The organism is Pseudaquabacterium terrae, from assembly GCF_013266755.1.
GTDB classification, from domain to species: domain Bacteria; phylum Pseudomonadota; class Gammaproteobacteria; order Burkholderiales; family Burkholderiaceae_C; genus Pseudaquabacterium; species Pseudaquabacterium terrae.
On the sequence record NZ_JABRWJ010000018.1, the window covers coordinates 14,821 to 34,415 of the forward strand.

Annotated in this window: 17 protein-coding genes; 12 read left to right on the forward strand and 5 right to left on the reverse strand. The window is 69.1% G+C overall.

The genetic code is table 11. The annotated features are described in order from the left end of the window. Positions 1–42: 42 nt before the first annotated feature. Positions 43–3,888, forward strand: coding sequence for a Calx-beta domain-containing protein (locus HLB44_RS34485; protein ID WP_173134713.1), 3,846 nt, complete (start codon positions 43–45; stop codon positions 3,886–3,888). Positions 3,889–3,891: 3 nt separating this feature from the next. Here HLB44_RS34485 and HLB44_RS34490 read toward each other — a convergent pair whose 3' ends face one another. The 4 genes from HLB44_RS34490 to HLB44_RS34505 all read right to left on the reverse strand — a co-directional run bounded on the left by HLB44_RS34490 (position 3,892) and on the right by HLB44_RS34505 (position 8,482). Further along, positions 3,892–4,344 carry a type II toxin-antitoxin system VapC family toxin gene (locus tag HLB44_RS34490; RefSeq protein WP_173134716.1) on the reverse strand — a complete coding sequence of 151 codons (453 nt, stop codon included), beginning with the start codon at positions 4,342–4,344 and terminating at the stop codon, positions 3,892–3,894. After that, the gene (locus tag HLB44_RS34495) at positions 4,341–4,598 is read right to left on the reverse strand and encodes a type II toxin-antitoxin system Phd/YefM family antitoxin (RefSeq protein WP_173134719.1); all 258 of its coding nucleotides are present in this window, start codon (positions 4,596–4,598) and stop codon (positions 4,341–4,343) included. The genes HLB44_RS34490 and HLB44_RS34495 overlap by 4 nt, the downstream gene beginning before the upstream one ends. Before the next feature lie 70 nt (positions 4,599–4,668). Then, complete coding sequence (gene malZ / locus HLB44_RS34500; RefSeq protein WP_173134722.1) at positions 4,669–6,483, reverse strand: maltodextrin glucosidase; 1,815 nt, start codon at positions 6,481–6,483, stop codon at positions 4,669–4,671. Positions 6,484–6,679: 196 nt separating this feature from the next. Further along, the gene (locus HLB44_RS34505) at positions 6,680–8,482 is read right to left on the reverse strand and encodes a LuxR C-terminal-related transcriptional regulator (RefSeq protein WP_173134725.1); all 1,803 of its coding nucleotides are present in this window, start codon (positions 8,480–8,482) and stop codon (positions 6,680–6,682) included. Positions 8,483–8,539: 57 nt separating this feature from the next. On the opposite strand from HLB44_RS34505, the gene HLB44_RS34510 reads away from it, so the two are divergent. The 3 genes from HLB44_RS34510 to HLB44_RS38070 are packed head-to-tail and all read left to right on the forward strand — an operon-like array spanning position 8,540 to position 11,184. After that, positions 8,540–10,108, forward strand: a complete 1,569-nt coding sequence (locus HLB44_RS34510) for an ExeA family protein (RefSeq protein WP_173134834.1) — start codon at positions 8,540–8,542, stop codon at positions 10,106–10,108. Positions 10,109–10,141: 33 nt separating this feature from the next. Next, complete coding sequence (locus HLB44_RS34515; RefSeq protein ID WP_173134728.1) at positions 10,142–10,519, forward strand: hypothetical protein; 378 nt, start codon at positions 10,142–10,144, stop codon at positions 10,517–10,519. A 23-nt stretch (positions 10,520–10,542) separates the two neighbouring features. Then, positions 10,543–11,184 carry a general secretion pathway protein GspB gene (locus HLB44_RS38070; RefSeq protein WP_173134730.1) on the forward strand — a complete coding sequence of 214 codons (642 nt, stop codon included), beginning with the start codon at positions 10,543–10,545 and terminating at the stop codon, positions 11,182–11,184. Positions 11,185–11,193: 9 nt separating this feature from the next. Here the strand turns inward: HLB44_RS38070 and HLB44_RS34525 are convergent, their stop codons facing one another. After that, the gene (locus tag HLB44_RS34525) at positions 11,194–12,375 is read right to left on the reverse strand and encodes a branched-chain amino acid ABC transporter substrate-binding protein (protein WP_246312641.1); all 1,182 of its coding nucleotides are present in this window, start codon (positions 12,373–12,375) and stop codon (positions 11,194–11,196) included. 177 nt (positions 12,376–12,552) lie between these two features. Between HLB44_RS34525 and HLB44_RS34530 the strand changes: the two genes are divergently transcribed. The 8 genes from HLB44_RS34530 to HLB44_RS34565 all read left to right on the forward strand — a co-directional run bounded on the left by HLB44_RS34530 (position 12,553) and on the right by HLB44_RS34565 (position 19,595). Further along, a complete protein-coding gene (locus tag HLB44_RS34530) occupies positions 12,553–14,340 on the forward strand; it encodes a sensor histidine kinase (protein WP_343051747.1) in 1,788 nt (595 codons plus the stop codon). Next, positions 14,340–15,644 carry a sigma-54-dependent transcriptional regulator gene (locus HLB44_RS34535; protein WP_173134733.1) on the forward strand — a complete coding sequence of 435 codons (1,305 nt, stop codon included), beginning with the start codon at positions 14,340–14,342 and terminating at the stop codon, positions 15,642–15,644. Before HLB44_RS34530 ends, HLB44_RS34535 begins: the two co-directional genes overlap by 1 nt. A gap of 12 nt (positions 15,645–15,656) precedes the next feature. Further along, positions 15,657–16,229, forward strand: coding sequence for an energy transducer TonB (locus HLB44_RS34540; protein WP_173134736.1), 573 nt, complete (start codon positions 15,657–15,659; stop codon positions 16,227–16,229). 91 nt (positions 16,230–16,320) lie between these two features. After that, complete coding sequence (locus HLB44_RS34545) at positions 16,321–17,418, forward strand: hypothetical protein (RefSeq protein ID WP_173134739.1); 1,098 nt, start codon at positions 16,321–16,323, stop codon at positions 17,416–17,418. A gap of 18 nt (positions 17,419–17,436) precedes the next feature. Next, positions 17,437–18,036 (forward strand): GNAT family N-acetyltransferase, encoded by a 600-nt coding sequence (locus HLB44_RS34550; RefSeq protein WP_173134742.1) that lies wholly within the window; start codon positions 17,437–17,439, stop codon positions 18,034–18,036. Between the two features lie 125 nt (positions 18,037–18,161). Next, complete coding sequence (locus tag HLB44_RS34555; RefSeq protein WP_173134744.1) at positions 18,162–18,572, forward strand: potassium channel family protein; 411 nt, start codon at positions 18,162–18,164, stop codon at positions 18,570–18,572. Then, entirely contained in the window at positions 18,569–19,054 is a 486-nt protein-coding gene (locus HLB44_RS34560) for a GNAT family N-acetyltransferase (RefSeq protein ID WP_173134748.1), read from the forward strand. Before HLB44_RS34555 ends, HLB44_RS34560 begins: the two co-directional genes overlap by 4 nt. Further along, the gene (locus HLB44_RS34565; protein ID WP_246312642.1) at positions 19,041–19,595 is read left to right on the forward strand and encodes a GNAT family N-acetyltransferase; all 555 of its coding nucleotides are present in this window, start codon (positions 19,041–19,043) and stop codon (positions 19,593–19,595) included. Before HLB44_RS34560 ends, HLB44_RS34565 begins: the two co-directional genes overlap by 14 nt.

Genomic DNA, 19,595 nt, shown 5'->3' on the forward strand with positions numbered 1-19,595 from the left:
GTCCGCGCCTCACGCGCGATCCATCCCGACGAAGGAGCCTTCATGCCCTACTTCCGTGTCAACCCGGTCGCCGTCAGCGAAGGCAGCGCCTTCGTCACGCTGACGATCACGCTCGACCAGGCCTCGACCAACGAGATCAAGGTCAACTACGACACCGTCAACGGGCTGGCCTTTCACAACAGTTCGGCCCCCGACTTCCAGCGCAGTTTCGGCACGCTGGTGTTCGCGCCCCTCGAGACCAGCAAGACGCTGCAGGTCAACATCGTCAACAACACCACCGCCGAGGGCGCCGAGCTGTTCTGGCTCGACCTGAACACCGCCGTCAACGCCACGATCGCGCAGCGCTACACGCCGATCCAGATCCAGGACAACGACGGCACCAGCGGCACGCCGGCGATCGCCGTCGGCGACCGGATCGTCGACGAGATCAACGGCACCGCGAGCTTCTTCGTCACGCTGAACCGGCCCTCGACCGGCACGGTGAGCGTTCGCTACGACACGGCCGACGACTCGGCCGTGGCGGGCAGCGACTTCACGGCCGCGGGCGGCACGCTGAACTTCGCGCCCGGCGAAACGGTGAAAACGGTCACTGTCAGCATCGCCAACGACAGTGCCGCGGAGGCCGACGAGTTCTTCCGGCTGCAACTCAGCGATCCGGCCAACGCGACGATCGTCGATGCGATCGGGGTCGCACAAATCGGCCGCAATGACGGCAATCCGGTCAGCGCGCCCTTCATCACGGCCAAGCCGATCGCCGGCGACGAGAGCCAGCCGATGCTGCACTACGTGGTGCAGCTCAGCGCGCCGTCGACCAACGAGGTCAAGGTCGACTTCGACATCGTCAACGGCACCGCGTTCCACAACAGCTCGGCGCCCGACTTCCAGCGCAACCTCGGCACGCTGGTCTTCGCGCCCGGCGAGACCACGCGCATCGTCAGCGTGCCGGTGATCGACAACACCGCGCTGGAGATCGCCGAGCTGTTCTGGCTCGACCTGAACACCCCCGTCAACGCCACCGTGCCGCAGCGCTACACCCCGGCGCTGATGATCGACAACGACGCCACCGCCGGCATGCCGGCGATCGCCGTCAGCAATGTGGTGCTCGACGAGAGCAGCGGCACCGGCAGCTTCTTCGTCTGGCTGAACAAGCCGTCGACCAGCGTCGTGACTGTCGACTACGCCACAGCCACGGCCACCGCCGCTGCGGGCAGCGACTTCCGCGCCGCGGCCGGGGTCCTGAGCTTCGCGCCCGGCGAGGTCGTCAAGACGGTGACCGTCGACATCCATGACGATGCCGAAGCCGAGGCCGACGAGGTCTTCCAGCTGCTGCTCACCAACCCGGCCAACGCCACTCTCGTCGACGGCAGCGGCCGCGCGCAGATCGGCCGCAACGACGGCAATGCGGTCAGCGCGCCCTTCATCACGGCCAAGCCGATCGCCGGCGACGAGAGCCAGCCGATGCTGCACTACGTGGTGCAGCTCAGCGCGCCGTCGACCAACGAGGTCAAGGTCGACTTCGACATCGTCAACGGCACCGCGTTCCACAACAGCTCGGCGCCCGACTTCCAGCGCAACCTCGGCACGCTGGTCTTCGCGCCCGGCGAGACCACGCGCATCGTCAGCGTGCCGGTGATCGACAACACCGCGCTGGAGATCGCCGAGCTGTTCTGGCTCGACCTGAACACCCCCGTCAACGCCACCGTGCCGCAGCGCTACACCCCGGCGCTGATGATCGACAACGACGGCGTCGCCGGCACGCCGGCGATCGCGGTCAGCGACCTGAGCGTCGACGAGAGCGCCGGGACCGCGAGCTTCTTCGTCAGCCTGAACCGGCCCTCCATCAGCGCCGTGACGGTGACCGCCGCGACCACCGACGACACCGCGCAGGCCGGCAGCGACTACCGCGCGGTGAACGAGACGCTGAGCTTCGCGCCCGGCGAGGTCGTCAAGACCGTGACGATCGATCTCTTCGACGACGGCCAAGCCGAGGTCGACGAGTTCTTCAAGCTGACCCTGACCGGTCCGAGCAATGCGACCCTCGCCGACGGCAGCGGCGTGGCGCGGATCGGCCGCAGCGATGGCGCGCCGGCCAGCATGCCCTACGTCACCACGCATGCCATCGCCGGCGACGAAAGCCAGGCGAGCTTGAGCTTCGTGGTGCAGTTGAGCGCGCCGTCGACCAACGAGGTCGAGGTCGACTTCGACATCGTCAACGGGCTGGCCTTCCACAACAGCTCCGCGCCCGACTTCCAGCGCAATCTCGGCACGCTGGTCTTCGCCCCCGGCGAGACCACGCGCGTGGTCACCGTGCCGGTGATCGACAACACCGCCATCGAGAACGGCGAAGCCTTGTGGCTCGACCTGAACTCGCCCGTCAACGCAATCGTTCCGCAGCGCTACACGCCGGCATGGCTGTTCGACAACGATGCCGTCGCCGGCACTCCCGCGATCAGCATCGGCGACGCGGTGGTCGACGAAAAGGCCGGCACGGCGAGCGTGCACGTCTGGATGAACCGGCCGTCGGTCAGCACCGTGACGGTCAACTACACCACCGGCGACGACACCGCGCTGGCCGGCAGCGACTACCGCGCCGCGTCAGGCACGCTGAGCTTCGCGCCCGGCGAGGTCTCGAAGACGATCACGCTGGACATCAGCGACGACGGTCTGGCCGAGTTCGACGAGGCGCTGCGACTGACGCTGAGCAACCCCGTCGGCGGCAGCCTGGCCGATGCGGTCGGCGCGGTGCTGATCGGCCGCAGCGACACCGCGCCGGTCAGCCAGCCGCGGGTGAGCTCCAGCCCGATCACGGTCAGCGAAGGCGACGTGCTGGCCGGCTTCCTGGTGCAGCTCAGTGCACCCTCGGGCAACGAGGTGAAGGTCGGCTTCGACCTGGTCAACGGCACCGCCTTCCACAACAGCTCGGCGCCCGATTTCCAGCGCCTGCTCGGCACGCTGGTCTTCGCGCCCGGGCAGACGACGCATGTCGTCTCGGTGCCGCTGATCGACGACACGACGACCGAGGCCGCCGAGACCTGGACGCTGAGCCTGAGCGCGCCGGTCAACGCCACGCTGCCGCAAGCGCAGACCGGCGGGCTGATCGTCGACAACGACGGCGCGACCACCTTCAGCCACGGCCTCGGCCCCGACAGCTACAGCGTCACCAGCGCGCTCGACCGCATCGCCGAGAGCGTGAAGGGCGGCATCGACACGGTGCGCTCCAGCGTCAGCTACACGCTGCCCGACAACGTCGAGAACCTGCTGCTCAGCGGCGCGGCGCTGAACGGCACCGGCAATGCCGGCAACAACCTCTTCCGCGGCACCGCGGCGAACAACACCTTCGAAGGCGCCGGCGGCATCGACACGGCGGTGTTCAGCAGCCCGGCAGCGGCGTACGGCATCGGCGGGTCGATCACCCAGCTGACGGTCAGCGGTGGCGGCGACGGCAGCGACACGCTGTTCAACTTCGAGCGGGCGCGCTTCAGCGACGTGCTGCTCGTCGCCGACACCGCGCCGGGGCAGAACACCTACCTGGCCTACGCGATGCTCAACGCGGCCTTCGACAGCGCGCCGAGCACCGCGCTGCTGAGCCAATGGACCGCGACGCTGGACCGGCTGGGCTCGCTGGAAGACCTGGCGCAGGCGATGATCAACTTCTACGCGCCGGGCGTGCCGAACGACGTGCTGGTCGCCCACCTGTGGAGCACGATCGTCGAATCGCCGATCCCCTCCGACGCACTGGCGCTGTACACCGGCCTGGTCAACGACGGCACCTTCACGCAGGCCTCGCTGCTGGCGCTGGTGACGACGCTGGACCTGAACACCGTGGAGGTCGGCATCGTCGGCCAGGTGCTGCCGCTCGACCCGGCGTGGTTCCCGGTGCCGGGTTGAGCACTACGAACGGCGTCGCGCGGTCTTGCGGGGCCGCGTCGCCGGCGCGACCCACGGGTTGACGGTGGGCACGCCCGTCGGCAGGAAGTCCGCTTCGTTGCGCGTGGCGACCGTCATGCCGTGCACCAGTGCCGTGGCGGCGATCAGCGCATCGCGCTCGGCGCGCGGATCGGGCACGTGCAACCGCGCGCAACGCAAGGCGACGGCGATGTCGACCGGCAGGATGCGTCCTTCGAATTGCGGCAGCACTTGCCCGTCCATCCATGCGCGCAGGGCGTCGCCCTGCACGGCATCGCGGCGCTGCAGGCGCAGGATGCCCAGCTCCAACTCAAGCACGGTGATGACGGACAGGTGGAGCTGCGCGGCCGACATGTCGGCTGCCCAGGCCAGAACGTTCGGATCGGCTCGGGCGGGACGCCGCAGCTCGCTGACCACGTTCGTATCGAGCAGGATCATGCGCCGAGGTCGGCCGGTTTCACCAGGCCTTCGACGCGAGGCGGATCGAAGTCGAAGTCGCCGCCGTCGCGCTGTGCCAGCGCATCGAGCAAGCTGACGCCCCGGCCAAGAAGGCGCTCGTAGTCGCGGTAGGTGAGTAGGACATGCGACGGGCGTCCCCGGTCGGTGATCACCACCGGCCCTTTGCGCGCTGCTTGCTTGGCGCGGCCGGTGTCCTGATTGAAGTCGCGGCTGGAGAGCGTGGTGGTCGTCATGACGCGGCCCGAGTTCGAGTACGTAGCAACGTTACTACACTCTGGCGTCCTGCGGCAAGCTCGCGGTCGATCAGCTCACCAGCACCCTGCCGCTCTCGGCAGGCAAGGTCAACGACAGCGTTGCCGATCGCGCAGTCAGCGGCGCTCCATCGGCATCCCGCCACTCGGACACCTCGACCGGCAGCGCCTTCAGCGGCAGCTGCACCTCGATCGCCGGCCCGCGGTTGACCACGACGATGCTCACCGCCTGCGCGGTGTAGCGCGCGAAGGCGAGCCAGTGTTCGCCCTGCGCGAGCACCTGGAATGCGCCGTCGCGCCATTCGCGGCGTTCGCGGCGCAGCGTCGCGAGGCGCTTGACGTGCGCCAGCAGCTCGCGGTCCCAGCTGGCGCCGGTCCAGTCCATGCAGCGGCGGCAATCGGGGTCGGCGCCGCCTTCCATGCCGACCTCGTCGCCGTAGTAGAGACACGGCACGCCGGGGTAGGCGAACAGCAGCGTCATGCCCAAGCGCGCCTTGGCGTGGTTGCCGGCCAGGCGGGTCAGGAAGCGCGGCGTGTCGTGGCTGCCGAGCAGGTTGAACTGCACCAGCGCGGTGTCGTAGCCGATCGCGCTGCGCGCGCGGTTCAGCCAGGCCTCGAACTGCAGCGTCGACAGCGCGGCCGGATGGCCGTTGACGTCCTGGCCGGCGAGCCAGGCCCACAGCGGCTGCGCGAAGCCGTAGTAGTTCATCGACGCATCTTCCTGATCGCCCTGCAGCCAGCGCGTCGCCTCGCTGAAATGCTCGCCGAGCATGTAGGCGCTGGGTTGCTCGGACTTGATCGCCTGGCGGATCTGGCGCACGTGGTGCGCGTTGTTGCGCGCGCCGCGGCCCTCGCCGAGCATGTGGATCACGTCGAGCCGCCAGCCGTCGATCGAGTACGGCGCGCGCAACCACTTCTTGACGATCGCGTCGGGCCCTTCGTACACCGCCTCGCGCAGCGCGGCGTGCGAGAAGTCGAGCACCGGCAGCGAGTCGTGGCCCTTCCAGTAGATCGGATGACCGGCGTCGTTGAAGGCGTACCACTGCCGCCACGGCGATGCGTCCGACTGGTCGGCGCCGACCCCCTCGTGCCGGCCCCAGCGGTTGAACCACGGGTGGTTGGTGCTGGTGTGGTTCAGCACCGCGTCGAGCACCAGGCGCATGCCGCGCGAGTGCATCGCCGCCGACAGCCGCTCCAATGCGGCGTTACCGCCGAGCGCCGGATCGACGTTGTCGTAGTCCTCGGTGTCGTAGCGGTGGTTGCTGCCGGAGGTGAAGACCGGGTTCAGGTAGACCGCCGTCGCGCCGACCGCCTGCTGCAGGTGGCCGAGCTTCGCGCGCAGGCCGTCCAGGTCGCCGCCGTAGAACGAATTCGCCGCCTGCGCCGGGTCGAGCGGCGCGCCCCACTCCAGCTGCTGCGCGGCCTGCGGCCGGCTGCCGTAGACCGTCTCGCCATCGCGGTTGGGCGGGCTGTCGCCGAGCGCAAAGCGGTCCGGGAAGACCTGGTAGAAGACCTGGTCGCGCACCCAGGCCGGCGGCAGCTCGCGCACCACGCGGAAGTGCTGCGCCTCGGGCGGAACATGCGGATGCAGGCCATCGGCGCCGAGCCAGCGCTGGCTGTCGCCCGCCAGCACCTCGAAGCTGTACAGCGTGGCCGGGTTGCCGCCGTCCCACGGCATCTCGCCCGTCCAGGCGTGCAGCGCGCCGGCGCGGCCGGCCGCCTTCATCGGCAGCAGGTATTCCTCGTTGTCGGGCAGCACGCGCAGCCAGACGGCCTGCAGCGCCGGCTGGTCGGTCAGCAGCGTGACGCGGCAGCCGGTCTCGGTGCGGACCAGCCAGGGCGCGATCGGGGGGTGCAGCAGCAGCATCGGGGCACTCTTGTTGTGATGATGTGCGGCGATTCTTCGCTCCGGGGCAGCGCGCTGGCGTCCACCGGGGGGGTGGATGATCGCGGTGGACCGGTATAACCCTGTCGCGGCGAAGCGACGTCAGGCCGATCCGGGTCTCCCGGTCGGCCGGCTCCCCCTTGGGGGGGCGACGCCGAAGGCGTCTTGGGGGCCAGGTTCAGCTAGGGTGCTGCAAGTGATGCGCGCGCTGAACGGCTTCGGCGCGCGAGCCAATGGAGAGCTTGCCGTAGACGCGGTTGATGTGCGTCTTGACCGTCGCCAGCGAGACGTTCAGCTGGTTGGCGATCTGCTCGTTGGTGTAGTGGCGGCCGATCAGCTGCAGGATTTCCCATTCGCGCAGCGTCAGGTCCGCGGGCGGTGCGCCGGGTTCGACCGGCGCAGCGGCCGGCGCCGGCGGCGGCGCCAGCATCTGCTGCAGCAGGCGCTGCGCGAGCGCGCGCTCGGCCGGATGGCGCACGATGGCCGGCGTCGTCAGCAGCGCTTCGAGCACCGTGGCGAGCTTCGGTGCCAGCCACGCGGCGTCCCACGGCCCTAGGTCGGCGGCCTGGTCGGTCAGCCAGCCGAGCAGCGGATCAGTGTCCGGCGGCGCGCCGATGGCCTGGATCAGCGCGAGCCGCTGCTGCAGGCGCTGCAGGCGGCGCGCGCCGAGCTGGGCTTGCCAGGCCACGAGCAGATCGGCGGCGAGCGGCCGGCCGGCCAGCGCGGCGGCCGCGGCGGCGAGCACGGCCTGGTGCAGCTCGACCAGTGTCGACGCGTCGTCGACCGCCGGCTGCAGCGCCATCGCCTCGGCCAATACCGCCGGCTGCGGCCGCCGCGCCAGCCACCACAGGCGCGCGTGCAGGTGGGCGTTGCGCCACTTGTGGCAATGGAAGGCCTGCGCCTGGCGGCGATCGAGTGCCTGCAGCGCCTCGGTCGCGGCGTCCAGCGCATCGGCCTGCAGCAGTTCCAACGCGTCGAGCACCAGGTTCGGGAAGGCTTCGTAGGCGGTCGGGGGCAGCGCCGGTGCGAGCGGCGTTTCGTTGCGGCGCTCGGGCTCGGCGAAGCTCGCGCGGCGCAGGCCTTGCAGCCGGCGCAGGCGCTCGAGCAGCTGCAGTGCCGGCGCGTCGTCGATGCCGTGCTCACGCGCCAGCGTCTGCGCCGCGGCCAGCGTCGCCTGCAGGCCCGGCGCGTCGCCGAGCTCGTCGTGCGCGCGCGCCAGCGCGGCGAAGGCGTCGAGCGCCAGCATCGGCAGGCCGTCGCGCCGGCAGGCCCGCACCAGCGCGGCCAGCGGCTCGAGCGCCGCATGCGGGTGTCCTGCGTCGACCAGCGCGAGCCCGAGCGCATAACGCGCCAAGAGCGCGGCCGGGGTCAGGTCGTTCGGATGGCCGGTGACGGCCTGGCGGGCCCAGCGCAGCGCGCCGCGCGCGTCGTCGAAGACTTGCGCCAGCCGCGAATGCACGGCGGCGCGCAGCGGCAGCGGCAGCGCCGGGTCGTCGGTGGCGGTGTGCTGCAGCCGGCGCTCCGCAGCATGCGGCACGCGTTCGACCTCGACCCACCACGCCAGCTGCAGCGGCAGCACCGCATCGGCCCCCGGCTCCATCGACACGCTCGCCAGCAGCGGCCCGAGCACCGCGCGCCGCGGCCGCCACAGCAGAAGCCAGCCGGCGTCGTCGAGCAGCGCGAGCCGCTGCGCTGTGGTGCCGAAGGCCAGCGCCAGCGGCGCCGCCTGCTCGACGCGGCCCTGGCTCTGCAGCCAGGCCAGCGCCCGTGCGAAGGTGCGCGCGGCATCGTCCGGCGCGGCGCGGAACCACTCGGCCAGCGGCGCGGGGTCGACGGCCAATTCGATCGGGCCGGCAGCACGCACCTCGTGCACCGGCCAGCCGAGCACGGTGGCGAGCTCGGTCGCATCGTTCGAGCCGGCCAGCACCGCGGCGGCCCGCACGGCCAGCGCGGTGGAGGAAGCGATCGGATCGGTGGGCAACTTCTGAGCGGGGAGAGGCGAGCGACGCAGCAGTCTATGGGACGTATGCTCGCCGAGATGTATGCCCCGTCGTTCGGGCTGGCGCGCGAGCCGTTCTCGATCGCCCCCGATCCCCGCTTCCTGTTCATGAGCGAGCGCCACCGCGAGGCGCTGGCGCACCTGCTGTTCGGGCTGCAGGGCGGCGGCGGCTTCGTGCTGCTGACGGGCGAGATCGGCGCCGGCAAGACCACCGTCTGCCGCTGCTTTCTCGAGCAGTTGCCGGCGCACTGCAATGTCGCCTACATCTTCAACCCGCGGCTGACGGTGACCGAGCTGCTGCGCTCGGTGGCCGACGAATTCCGCATCGAAGGCCTGCCGCCGCACGCGAGCGCCACGGTCAAGGACTACCTCGATCCGTTGAATGCCTTCCTGCTGCGCGAGCACGCCGCCGGCCGCAACAACGTGCTGATCATCGACGAGGCGCAGGATCTGACGCCGGAGCTGCTGGAACAGCTGCGCCTGTTGACCAACCTCGAGACGGCAGAGCGCAAGCTGCTGCAGATCGTGCTGATCGGCCAGCCCGAGCTGCGCACGATGCTGGCGCGGCCCGCGCTGGCCGCGCTGGCGCAGCGGGTGATCGCGCGCTACCACCTGCAGGCGCTGTCGGCCGCCGAGACCGAGGCCTACGTGCGGCACCGGCTGGCGGTGGCCGGCGGCACCGGCCCGCTGCCCTTCGACGCCGGCGCGCTGCGGCGCATCCACCAGCTCGCGCGTGGCGTGCCGCGGCGCATCAACCTGCTCGCCGACCGCGCGCTGCTCGGCGCGTGGAGCCGGCGCCGCGAACGTGCCGACCGCGGCATCGTCGACAACGCGGCGCGCGAGGTGTTCGACGAGGCGGTGCCGCGGCCCCGGCGCCTGGCGCTGGCCGGTGCGGGGCTGCTCGCGGCGGCGGGGCTGTGGGCGGCGGCAGCGCATTGGCCGATGACCGCGCCCGCCGAGGCCCGGCGCGTGGTTGCCGCACCGGCGGCGTCGGCAGTCAGCGCCGCGACGGCGCCGAGCGCGCCGGCCTCGGCCGCAGCGATCGCGCCGGTCCCGGCGATCGAGCTCGATGCGCTGTGGCAGCGCCTCGACAGCGACGAAGCCGCCGCCTGGCGTGCGCTCGCCGCGCTGTGGAGCGACAACCCGCTCGCTGCCGACCCCTGCGCTGCCGACCAGCCGCTGCGCTGCCAGCGCAGCACCTCGCTGACGCTGGCGCAGATCCGCGCGTTGGACCGGCCGGGGCTGATCACGCTGGTCGATCCCGGCAACCGCGCGCGGCCTGCGCTGCTCGTCGGGCTGCGCGATCGGCACGCGCTGCTGCGCCTGGGCGATCACACGCACGCCGTGGCGATCGACGCGCTCGCCGCGCGCTGGCGCGGCGACTTCGCCACCTTGATGCGCCGCCCGGCGGACAACGAAGGCATGCCCGACTGGATCGCCGCGCAGCTCGGCGCCGGCGAGGCCGATGCCGCGGCACTGCGCGCGCGCATCGCCGCCTTCCAGCGCGCGCAGGGGCTGCCGGCCGATGGTGTCGCCGGGCCGCTGACCTTGATGCAACTGAACCGCGCCGCCGGCATCGACGAGCCGCGCCTGATCATCGAACGTTGAACGTCATGAGAACGAGAAACCGGTGCTTCTCCCATGGTCAGCAGTGAGTCCGGCGCACGACTGCCGTGGTGGACCCTCGTTGCCACTGCCGCAGGCGGTGTTCTCACGTACTGCGGCGTCGGAATCCTCCTGATCGGGTTTCGATTTCTGCCGGACCTGATGAGCCTCGCAGAAGATCCAGCACCTTTCTTCGCCGGCAATGATCCTGAAGTCCTGGCGCCCTTCGTCCTGCTGCTCATTCCCGGAGTACTTGGCGCCATCGGCACGCGCCACATGCTGCGCATGGCGATCGAGGGCGTTCGAAGTGGAGAGTCGTCGAAAATGATCGCCAGAGCGATCGGCGCGTTTCTGTTCTCAGCGCTGTTGCTGGTCATCGCCGCGCTGTTCACCAGCGGTCGGGTGCAGCGCTGAACGTGACGAGATAAGCAAGCAGCATGTCCTACGTCCTCGATGCCCTGCGCCGCGCCGATGCCGAACGCCAGCGCGGCGCGCTGCCCGGGCTGCAAAGCCAGCCGCTGGCGCCGGCCGATGCCGCCGCGGCACGCCCGACCGGGCGCCGGATGGTGCTCGGCGCTGCGGCGCTCGGCCTGCTGGTGATCGGTGCCGGCGCGGCCTGGTGGGCGCTGCTGCCGCAGCCGCCAGCGCCGACCGTGCCGGTGGCCGCGGCGCCGGCCCTCGTCACGCCCACGCCGGCCCCAGCGCGGCCGGCATCGGTCGCCCCCTCGCCCGCGCTGCCCTTGCCACTGCCGGTCGCGCCGCCAGCCGCGAAGGCCGAACCGGCCTATCTCCCGAAGTCAGCGGCCAGCGCGGCCGCACCCGCGCCACCCGCAACGCCCGCGCCGCCCGAGCGCCTGCCGACACTCGCCGAGCTGCCCGAAGCCGTGCGCCGCACGCTGCCCACGCTGCAAGCCGGCGGCGCGATGGATTCGCCGCAAGCCTCGGCACGGCTGTTGATCCTCAACGGCCAGCCGTTCCGCGAAGGCGACCAGCTGGCGCCCGGCCTGACGCTGCAGACGATCCGCCTGCGCAGCGCCGTGCTCGACTACCGCGGCACCCGCTTCGAACTGAAGTACTGAGCGACCGACCTACCAGCGATCCGAGCGGATCTGCGGCAGCCACGCACCATCCTTCAGCAGGTACACCGCCACCGCCGAATAACGCTGCTCGCCATCGGCCGCGAAGCGCATCGAGCCGGTGACCGGCGCGTGGCCGTCGAAGGACGGGTTCTTCAGCCGCTCCAGCAGCTTCTTGCGGTCGGCGGTGTCGTTGCGCGCCATCGCGTCGGCGACCAGGTGCACCGCGTCGTAGGCGTAGTGCGCGCCGTAGATCGGATCGCCCTTGAAGCGGGTGCGGAAGCCATCGAGGAAGGGTTTGCCGTTCGGGAACTCGCGCGCCTCGACGATCGGCGACGTGGCATAGACGCCGGCGATCAGCGGCGCCACCTTGTTGAGCTTGTCGGTCTTGATCGTGTCGCCGCCGAGGATGCGCAGCCGCGTCAGCCCCGCCGCCGCAGCCTGCTTGATCAGCGCCTCGACCTGGAAGTCGCCCAGCGTCGTCACCAGCACGTCGGTCTTGGTCTTGGCGAGCTCGGCGATCAGCGGCGCGAAGTCGGTGCGCTTGTCGTCGAGCGACTGGCGCAGCGTGACCTCGCGCTGCTGTTGCTTGATCGCGCCGGCGGCGTCGTCGGCCAGGCCCTTGCCGTAGGGCGTGCTGTCGTCGACCACCGCGAAGCGCTGTGCGCCGGCCAGCTGCGCGGCGTAGGAGCCCATCGCCTTGGCCTGCAGGTTGTCGTTGGCCACCAGGCGCAGCGTGGTGGCCAGATCCTGCTGCGTGTAGCTCGGCTTGGTGGAGATGGCCAGCTGCGGCACGTTGGCCTTGGCGTAGATCGGCGCGGCGGCGATGCTGACGCCGGAATTCAGGTGCGCGATCGCGACCGTGATGCCGGCATCGACCAGCGTCTGCGCCGCTGCTTCGCCGGTCTTGGCATCGGCCTTGTCGTCGGCGGTGACGATCTCCAGCTTCGCGCGGCCCGAGCCCAGGCGCACGCCGCCCTTGGCGTTGATCTCGTCGACGGCCATCTTGGCGCCGTTGACCATGTCCTGGCCCAGTGTCGCCAGGTTGCCCGACAAGGGCTGGCTGACGCCGATCTTGATGACCTCGGGCTCGCCGCTGCAGCCGGCCAGCGCCAGCATGGCAGCCACTGCACCCGCGCCGATCAATCGCCGCTGCCCATTCATCCTGCCGCCCTTGCGCTGAAAACCAGCCATCGTGTGATCCTCGTGAAACGCGGCTCCCAAAACGCCGCGCGCGGATTCTGGCGAGCACTTCGCCGCTGCGGGTCGGGACTTGCCCGCGTGCCGGCTGAATTCGGTGAGCTTGCACAGTTGGTGTAGCGTGCGCGCGTGATTTCTTCAGCAACTGCCCCGGCGAAACCGAGAGTCCGCGTGTTCGCGGTCGCCGGCGCCTGGCTGCTGGCCGTCGCGCTGGCCTGCGCCGCGGCCTACCACTTCAGCGCTGAACGCGCCGGCGCGGCGCTGCGTGCGAAGGCCGAACGCCATGCCGCGGCGCTGGCGCTGGACCTGAACGGCGCCCTCGAGAAGGTCGAGACGCTGCCCTTCGTGATTTCCCTGCAGGCCCAGGTGCAGCAGGGCCTGCAGCATCCCGGCGACGCCGCGCGCATCGACGCGCTGAACCACTACCTGGCCGAGGTGCAGCAGCGCGCGCAGGTCGCCGCCGCCTACGTCATCGACCACAACGGCCTGACGATCGCCGCCAGCAACTGGCAGGACGTGCAGACCTTCGTCGGCAACAACTACGGCTTCCGCCCGTATGCGCGCGCCGCGCTGGCCGGCGACGTTGGCCGCTTCTACGCCATCGGCACGACGACCTCGCTGCCCGGCTACTTCCTCGCCCACCCGGTGGCCGACCCCGGCGGCTCCCACGGCCGGCCGCTCGGCGCGGTGGTGCTGAAGATCAGCCTCGATGCCTTCGAGCGCAGCTGGGCCGGCGGCGACGAGCGGGCGGCGCTGGTCGACCGCAACGGCGTGCTGTTCCTCGCCAGCCAGCCGGACTGGAAATACCGCAGCCTGAAACCGCTGGACGACGCGGCGCGGCGCGAGATCGCCGCGTCGCAGCAATACACCGGCCGGCGCATCGATCCGCTGCCCGCGGCCGCGGCCGCGCTGCCGGTGGTCGAGCAGCCGGTCGGCCCGCTGGGCTGGCGGCTGATGCTGTTCGTCGACCCCGCGCCGGCGCGCCAGGCCGCGCGCGCGATGGCCTTCGGCACCGCGCTGCTGCTGCTGGCCGCGGCGCTGGGCGCGCACGCCTGGTCGCAGCGGCGCGCGCATGCGCGATCGCTGGATGCGGCGCGCGCGGCGCTGAGCGAGGCCTCGACCCAGCTCGAGCAGCGCATTGCCGAGCGCACCGCCGAGCTGGTGCGCGCCAACCGCGACCTGGCCGAGCGCTACCGCGAGCTGCAGCAGGCCGAGCAGCTGCTGCGCGAGACGCAGAACGAGCTGGTGCAGGCCGGCAAGCTCGGCATGCTGGGCCAGATGGCCGCCGGCATGACGCACGAGCTGAACCAGCCCCTGACGGCGGTCAAGGCCTTCGCCGACAACGCCGTCGCCTTCCTCGACCACGGCGACCCCGACAGCGTGCGCGAGAACCTGCAGCACATCAGCGATGCGTGCAGCCGCATGGGCCGGCTGATCGGGCAGCTGAAGGGCTTCGCGCGCAAGAGCGAGGACCTGGTCGGCCCGGTCGACCTGGCAGCGTCGATCCGCAATGCCGCGCTGCTGCTGGAAGCCGATTACCGCCAGCACGGCGCCGCGCTGTCGATCACCGCACTGCCCTCGGCGCGCGTGATGGGCGACAGCCTGCGCATCGAACAGGTGCTGGTGAACCTGATGAAGAACGCGCTCGACGCGGTGGCCGGCGCCGACGAGCGCAGCGTGCACCTGGTGCTGGCGCGCGACGGCGACGACGCCGTGGTGACGATCAGCGACAGCGGCCCCGGCCTGGCGCCGCAGGCGCGCGCGCGGCTCTTCGAGCCCTTCTTCACCACCAAACCCTCGGGCCAGGGCCTCGGCCTCGGGCTGGCGATCTCGTCGTCGATCGTGCAGGCGATGGGCGGGCAGCTGGCGGCAACTGACCCGCCCGGCGGCCGCGGCGTGGGCGGCGCGCAATTCGTGCTGCGGCTGCCGCTGCTCGACACGGAAGAGGAGACCGCCTGATGCCCGGCGTGCTGCTGATCGAGGATGAAGCCAGCGTGCGGCTGGCGACGGTGCAATCGCTGAAGCTGGCGCAGCTGCCGGTCAACGCGGTCGAGACGATGGAAGAAGCGCTCGACCAGCTGACGCCCGAGTTCGATGGCGTCGTGGTCAGCGACGTGCGCCTGCCCGGCCGATCCGGGCTCGAGCTGCTGGCCGAGGCGCAGCGCATCGACCGCGAGCTGCCGGTGATCCTCGTCACCGGGCATGGCGACGTGGCGATGGCGGTGCAGGCGATGCGCGACGGCGCCTACGACTTCGTCGAGAAACCGTTCCGGCCCGACCACCTGGTGGCGGTGGTGAAGCGCGCGCTCGACAAGCGCCGGCTGGTGCTGGAGAACCGGCGGCTGCAGGACCGTGTTCGCAGTGGCGAGGAAGTGCACCTGCTGCTTGGCGAAGGCGTGGCCATGCAGCGGCTGCGGCAGTTCGTCGCGACGATCGGCCCGAGCGGCGCCGACGTGTTGATCAACGGCGAGACCGGCACCGGCAAGGAGGTGCTGGCGCGGGCGTTGCACGCGGGAAGTTCGGGCCCCTTCGTCGCGATCAATTGCGCGGCGCTGCCCGAGACGATGTTCGAGAGCGAGATGTTCGGCCACGAGGCCGGCGCCTTCACCGGCGCGCAAAAGCGGCGCATCGGGAAGTTCGAATACGCCCGTGGCGGCACGGTGTTTCTCGACGAGCTGGAATCGATGCCGCTGGCGTTGCAGGCCAAGCTGCTGCGGGTGCTGCAGGAGCGCTGTGTCGAGCGGCTGGGTGGCAATGCCTCGGTGCCGATCGACTGCCGCGTCGTCTGCGCGAGCAAGGCGGATCTGGCCGAGATGTCGGCGCAGGGGCGGTTTCGGGCCGATCTGTACTACCGCATCGCCACCGTCAACGTCGACCTGCCGCCGCTGCGCTCGCATGCGGAGGACATTCCGCTGCTGCTCGCGCACTTCGTGCAGCAGGCGTGCCGGCGCTACCAGCGGCCGGTGCCGGATTGGACCGCGCAGCAGATGGACGAGTGGCGTGCGCGGGCATGGCCGGGGAATGTGCGGGAGTTGAAGGCGTTTGCGGAGCGGCTTGTCTTGGGTGTGGCCGGTGCCGATGCTGCGCCCGCGGATGGCAGCGCGCTGCCACTGCCGAAGCGATTGGAGCTGATCGAGAAGCGGTTGCTGCGGGAGGCGCTGGCGGCGGCCGATGGGCAGGTGGCGCTGGCGGCGGAGCGGTTGGGGATTCCGAAGAAGACGCTGTATGACAAGTTGAAGAGGTTTGAGATTGAGGGGCGATAGTGTGAGGACTCCATGCAGCACTTCGTTGCGCAATACAGCATCGCGATTCAGACGCTCGGATCCGCACTGCTTGCGCTCGGACCGAGCCGGGCTGCGAAGAAGGCGGCCCCTTTACCTCAAACGCCTACCGTCAAGAAGACCATGCGCCTCGCCCTGCAGTTCGCACTTCTCCCTTTCCTGATTGCCGCCTCCGGCTGCACTACTCCGCCAGAGCAGTACATCATTGTCAACACAGGTTCACCCGCACTCAGAACGCAGGGCGAAGCAGAAGCGGAATTCTTGATCAATGGCCTCTTCGGAAATCGCTGGAGTCAATACGATACGCGTCCCAAGATTCTTTACGCTGAGCTCCCCAAGTATCCAATCGCAGCGCGGCGTGCAGGAGCTGAAGGCCCCGTCGAATGCATCGTTACCATTGCGCCTTCAGGGAAGGTTTCGGAAGTCAAGGTCGTCCGCTCTCCGCATCCGTTTCTGACCGAAGAGGTTCAACGGGCCGCTCGAACATGGGAGTTCGAACCCATCCTCAAGAATGCGATCCCGGTGGAAGTGAAGGTGCCGTTTCGGTACATCTACCGTCTGCAGTGATTGACGGCCGACCGCTCCATCGGGACGACTTTCCTCGAGCTCCTCCTGTGGAACATGCCGAACGTCAGCCGGCACTTGGACCTCCTGTATCGTGCTAAAGCTACTTCGCTCGCTGGTCACTCCGAAACCGTCTGCTGAGGTCGGGGCAGCACCGGCGCTCTCGCCGCCACCCGTCGCGATCTCGGCGGAAGGGTCGCATGACTTCGGCGTCACCGAAAACCTGGTCGACGCGAATGGTCTGCCTCTGCTTGACTGGAACGCCGCCCAGCAGTGGGTAGATGGCATCACCGACGCAGCCGTACAGGCTCGCGCCTGGTCCGATTGCGAGCGTGCATGGCTCGAGCATTTGCGCGCTGCGCTTGGGCCCGCCTATCGGCTGCGCGAGCAGGGTAACGCGATGCTCCTCTCGACACTGCAGAACAATGTCGCCGAGGCCACGCTCACGTTCGTCAACAAGACCCTTCAGCGGGTCGTGCGCATCCTCGATGGCGTCGCGAATGTGCCGGAGTGGGGTCACGACATCCTTGTCGTATTCGACGATGACGACACCTACTACAGGTATGTCGCCCACTACTACCCACAGACTGGAGAATTCGCCGGCAGCGGGGGCATGTACATCAACGCCGGCTGCGGCCACTTCGCGACCGTAAAGGCAGACCTGCGGTCCATCGAGCCAGTCATCGCGCATGAGTTGACGCATGCATGTCTGAGCCACCTACCCATCCCTGTGTGGTTGAACGAGGGCATTGCCGTCAACACCGAGCATCGGCTTTGCCCGCCGAGTTTCGCTGTTTCAACGCCACAGCAAATGCATGCGCGGCATCGCGGGTTCTGGGGGCCAACGCAGATCCAGCAGTTCTGGTCCGGCGAGTCCTTCCTGCGCTCGGATGAAGGCAACGAACTCTCCTACGATCTGGCAAGGATCATCGTTTTTCAGTTGAGTGCCACATGGGATCGCTTTCGTCCCTTTGTGCTCTCGGCCACCGTCGAGGATGGCGGTGCGTCAGCAGCATCCGAGCATTTGGGGGTGCACCTCGGCGAAGTCGCGTCCGCTCTGTTGGGACTTGAGCCCTCCCCTCAGTGGGCACCAAACCCGGCCGCATGGAGCGGCTACGGGCCGAACAAGACGCCTTTCGCGGCCCTGGTCGAGGCGGCGATCAACAGGGATGCACTGATGCTGTTTCGCTAGGATGCAGGCGTCTTGCGCATGTCCAAAGAGCTTCCCTCTTCGTCGATCCCGGGTCTTCGCGCGATCGAACTGACGCCCGATCGGGAGTCGGACCTGCAGCGTTTCTTCGAGGCCAACCCGGCGTACTTCCTCGCCGTCAATGGCCAGCCCGCCAGTCCGAACGAAGCGCATGAAGAAATCCACGGCCAGGTGCCCACCGGTTGGAGCTTCACGAAGAAATGGCTCATCGGCTACCTCGATGCGCAGGACTCGCTGGTCGCAATGGCGAATGTCATTTCCGACCTGCTCGCCCCGCGCGTCTGGCACATCGGCCTCTTCCTCGTTGCCACGTCGCGCCACGGAAACGGCGATGCGCAGGTGCTCTATCGGGATCTCGAGACCTGGGCCGCGTCCAATGGCGCCCACTGGCTACGGCTGGGGGTCGTGCAAGGCAACGCGCGAGCCGAGCGCTTCTGGAAGTCGCTGGGCTATGTGCAGACGAGAACGCGTGAAGATGTCGACATGGGCGCGCTGACCAATACACTTCGCGTCATGTTCAAGCCGCTTGCAGGCGGCACGTTGGAGCAGTACCTTGCGCTCGTCCCGCGTGATCGGCCCGAGCTTCCGAATGCGCACTGACCACCATGCGTCGTCGGGCAGAAACTGCGCAACCTGGATGTCGCCTTGCACGAGGACCGCCTCAGAATCGCCCTGCCTTGGCGTCGAGGCGACAGGTATGTCGAGTTCGTCAGGAGTGCCCCATGATGAAGAAGACGCTGATGTACGTGGCCAACCGGATCTGGCTGATCCTCGGGATCTATGCCGCAAGCCTGCTGGCCGGTGCTGCCACGTTCGCCCTGCTGGAAGGAAAGAGCTTCGGTGACGGGCTCTGGTGGGCGACCGTCACCGCACTGACGATCGGCTATGGCGACCTGACGCCCGTCACCCCGGCCGGCCGTGTCGCCGGCATCTTCTTCGGGCACTTCTGGATCTTCATGGTCATTCCGATGATCATCGCGAACATCATCCTGCATCTGGTCGAGGACCAGAACCAGTTCACCGACGAGGAACAGAAGGAACTGATGCAGCGGCTCAGGAATGTGGAAGCGCTGCTGAATACAGGCCCCGCGGCAGCGCGGCGCGATGATGCCTCGCTGGGTCGAGGGGACGCATGACCACGCTGGTACCGATGACCGCGGCGGAGTTCGAACGCTACCTGGAGGTGGCGATAGCGGAGTTCGCGCGCGACAAGGTGGCATCCGGCCAGTGGACTGAAGCGTCGGCACTGGAGTTGTCGCGCCGGGACTATGCAGAGTTGCTTCCGCAAGGAGTCTCCACGCCGGGCAACTTCATCTACACGATTCGTGATGACACAGCGCAGGAAACCGTCGGGATGATCTGGTTCGCCGTTCAGGAGCGCGGAGGCCAGCAGGTCGCCTATGTCTACGACGTTGCTGTCGACGCCGAACATCAGCGCAAGGGGCATGCAAGCCGCGCGTTCCTTGCACTGGAGCACGAGGTCCGCAAGCAGGGCCTTGCTGGAATCGCCTTGCATGTCTTCGGTCACAACCGCGGAGCGCTCGCCCTGTATGAACGGCTCGGCTACGTTCCGACCAACATCAACATGTTCAAGCCGGTCGGGAATGCGGGTGTCTGATCGGCCACGCCTCGAGACAGCGTCGTTGGTGCTGCGCGCATTCGCACCCAGCGATGCCCCGAGGATCTTCGCACTGAGTCAAGAAGACGGCATGAGGAAATGGCTGTCGAACCAGGTCTATCGAGATGAAGCCCACGCCGCGTCAGTGCTCGCATTTCTTGCAGCGCAGTACCGTGCCGATATCGACCTCGAGGCGTCGCCCTATGTGCTGGGCATCGAACTGAAGACCACCGGCGAGTTGGTCGGGCACGTCGGACTCAGCCCGCTGCGCGGCGAGGTCGAAATCGGCTTCGCCGTTGCGCAGGCGCACCAGCGCAAGGGCATCGCCACCGCGGCCGTGCGCGCGCTGTGCGAATGGGCGGCCGAGAAGGCCCCGACCACGCGTATCCTCGGAATCGCCGCACGACAGAACAGCGCTTCTCAGCGCGTTCTCGTGCGAGCGGGCTTCCAGCGTCAGGCAGAGACCGAGATGCTCTTTCAGGGCATTGAACAGCCGGTCATGGTCTTTGCCTACGCACCGCAGAGACAGTCCGACCAATGA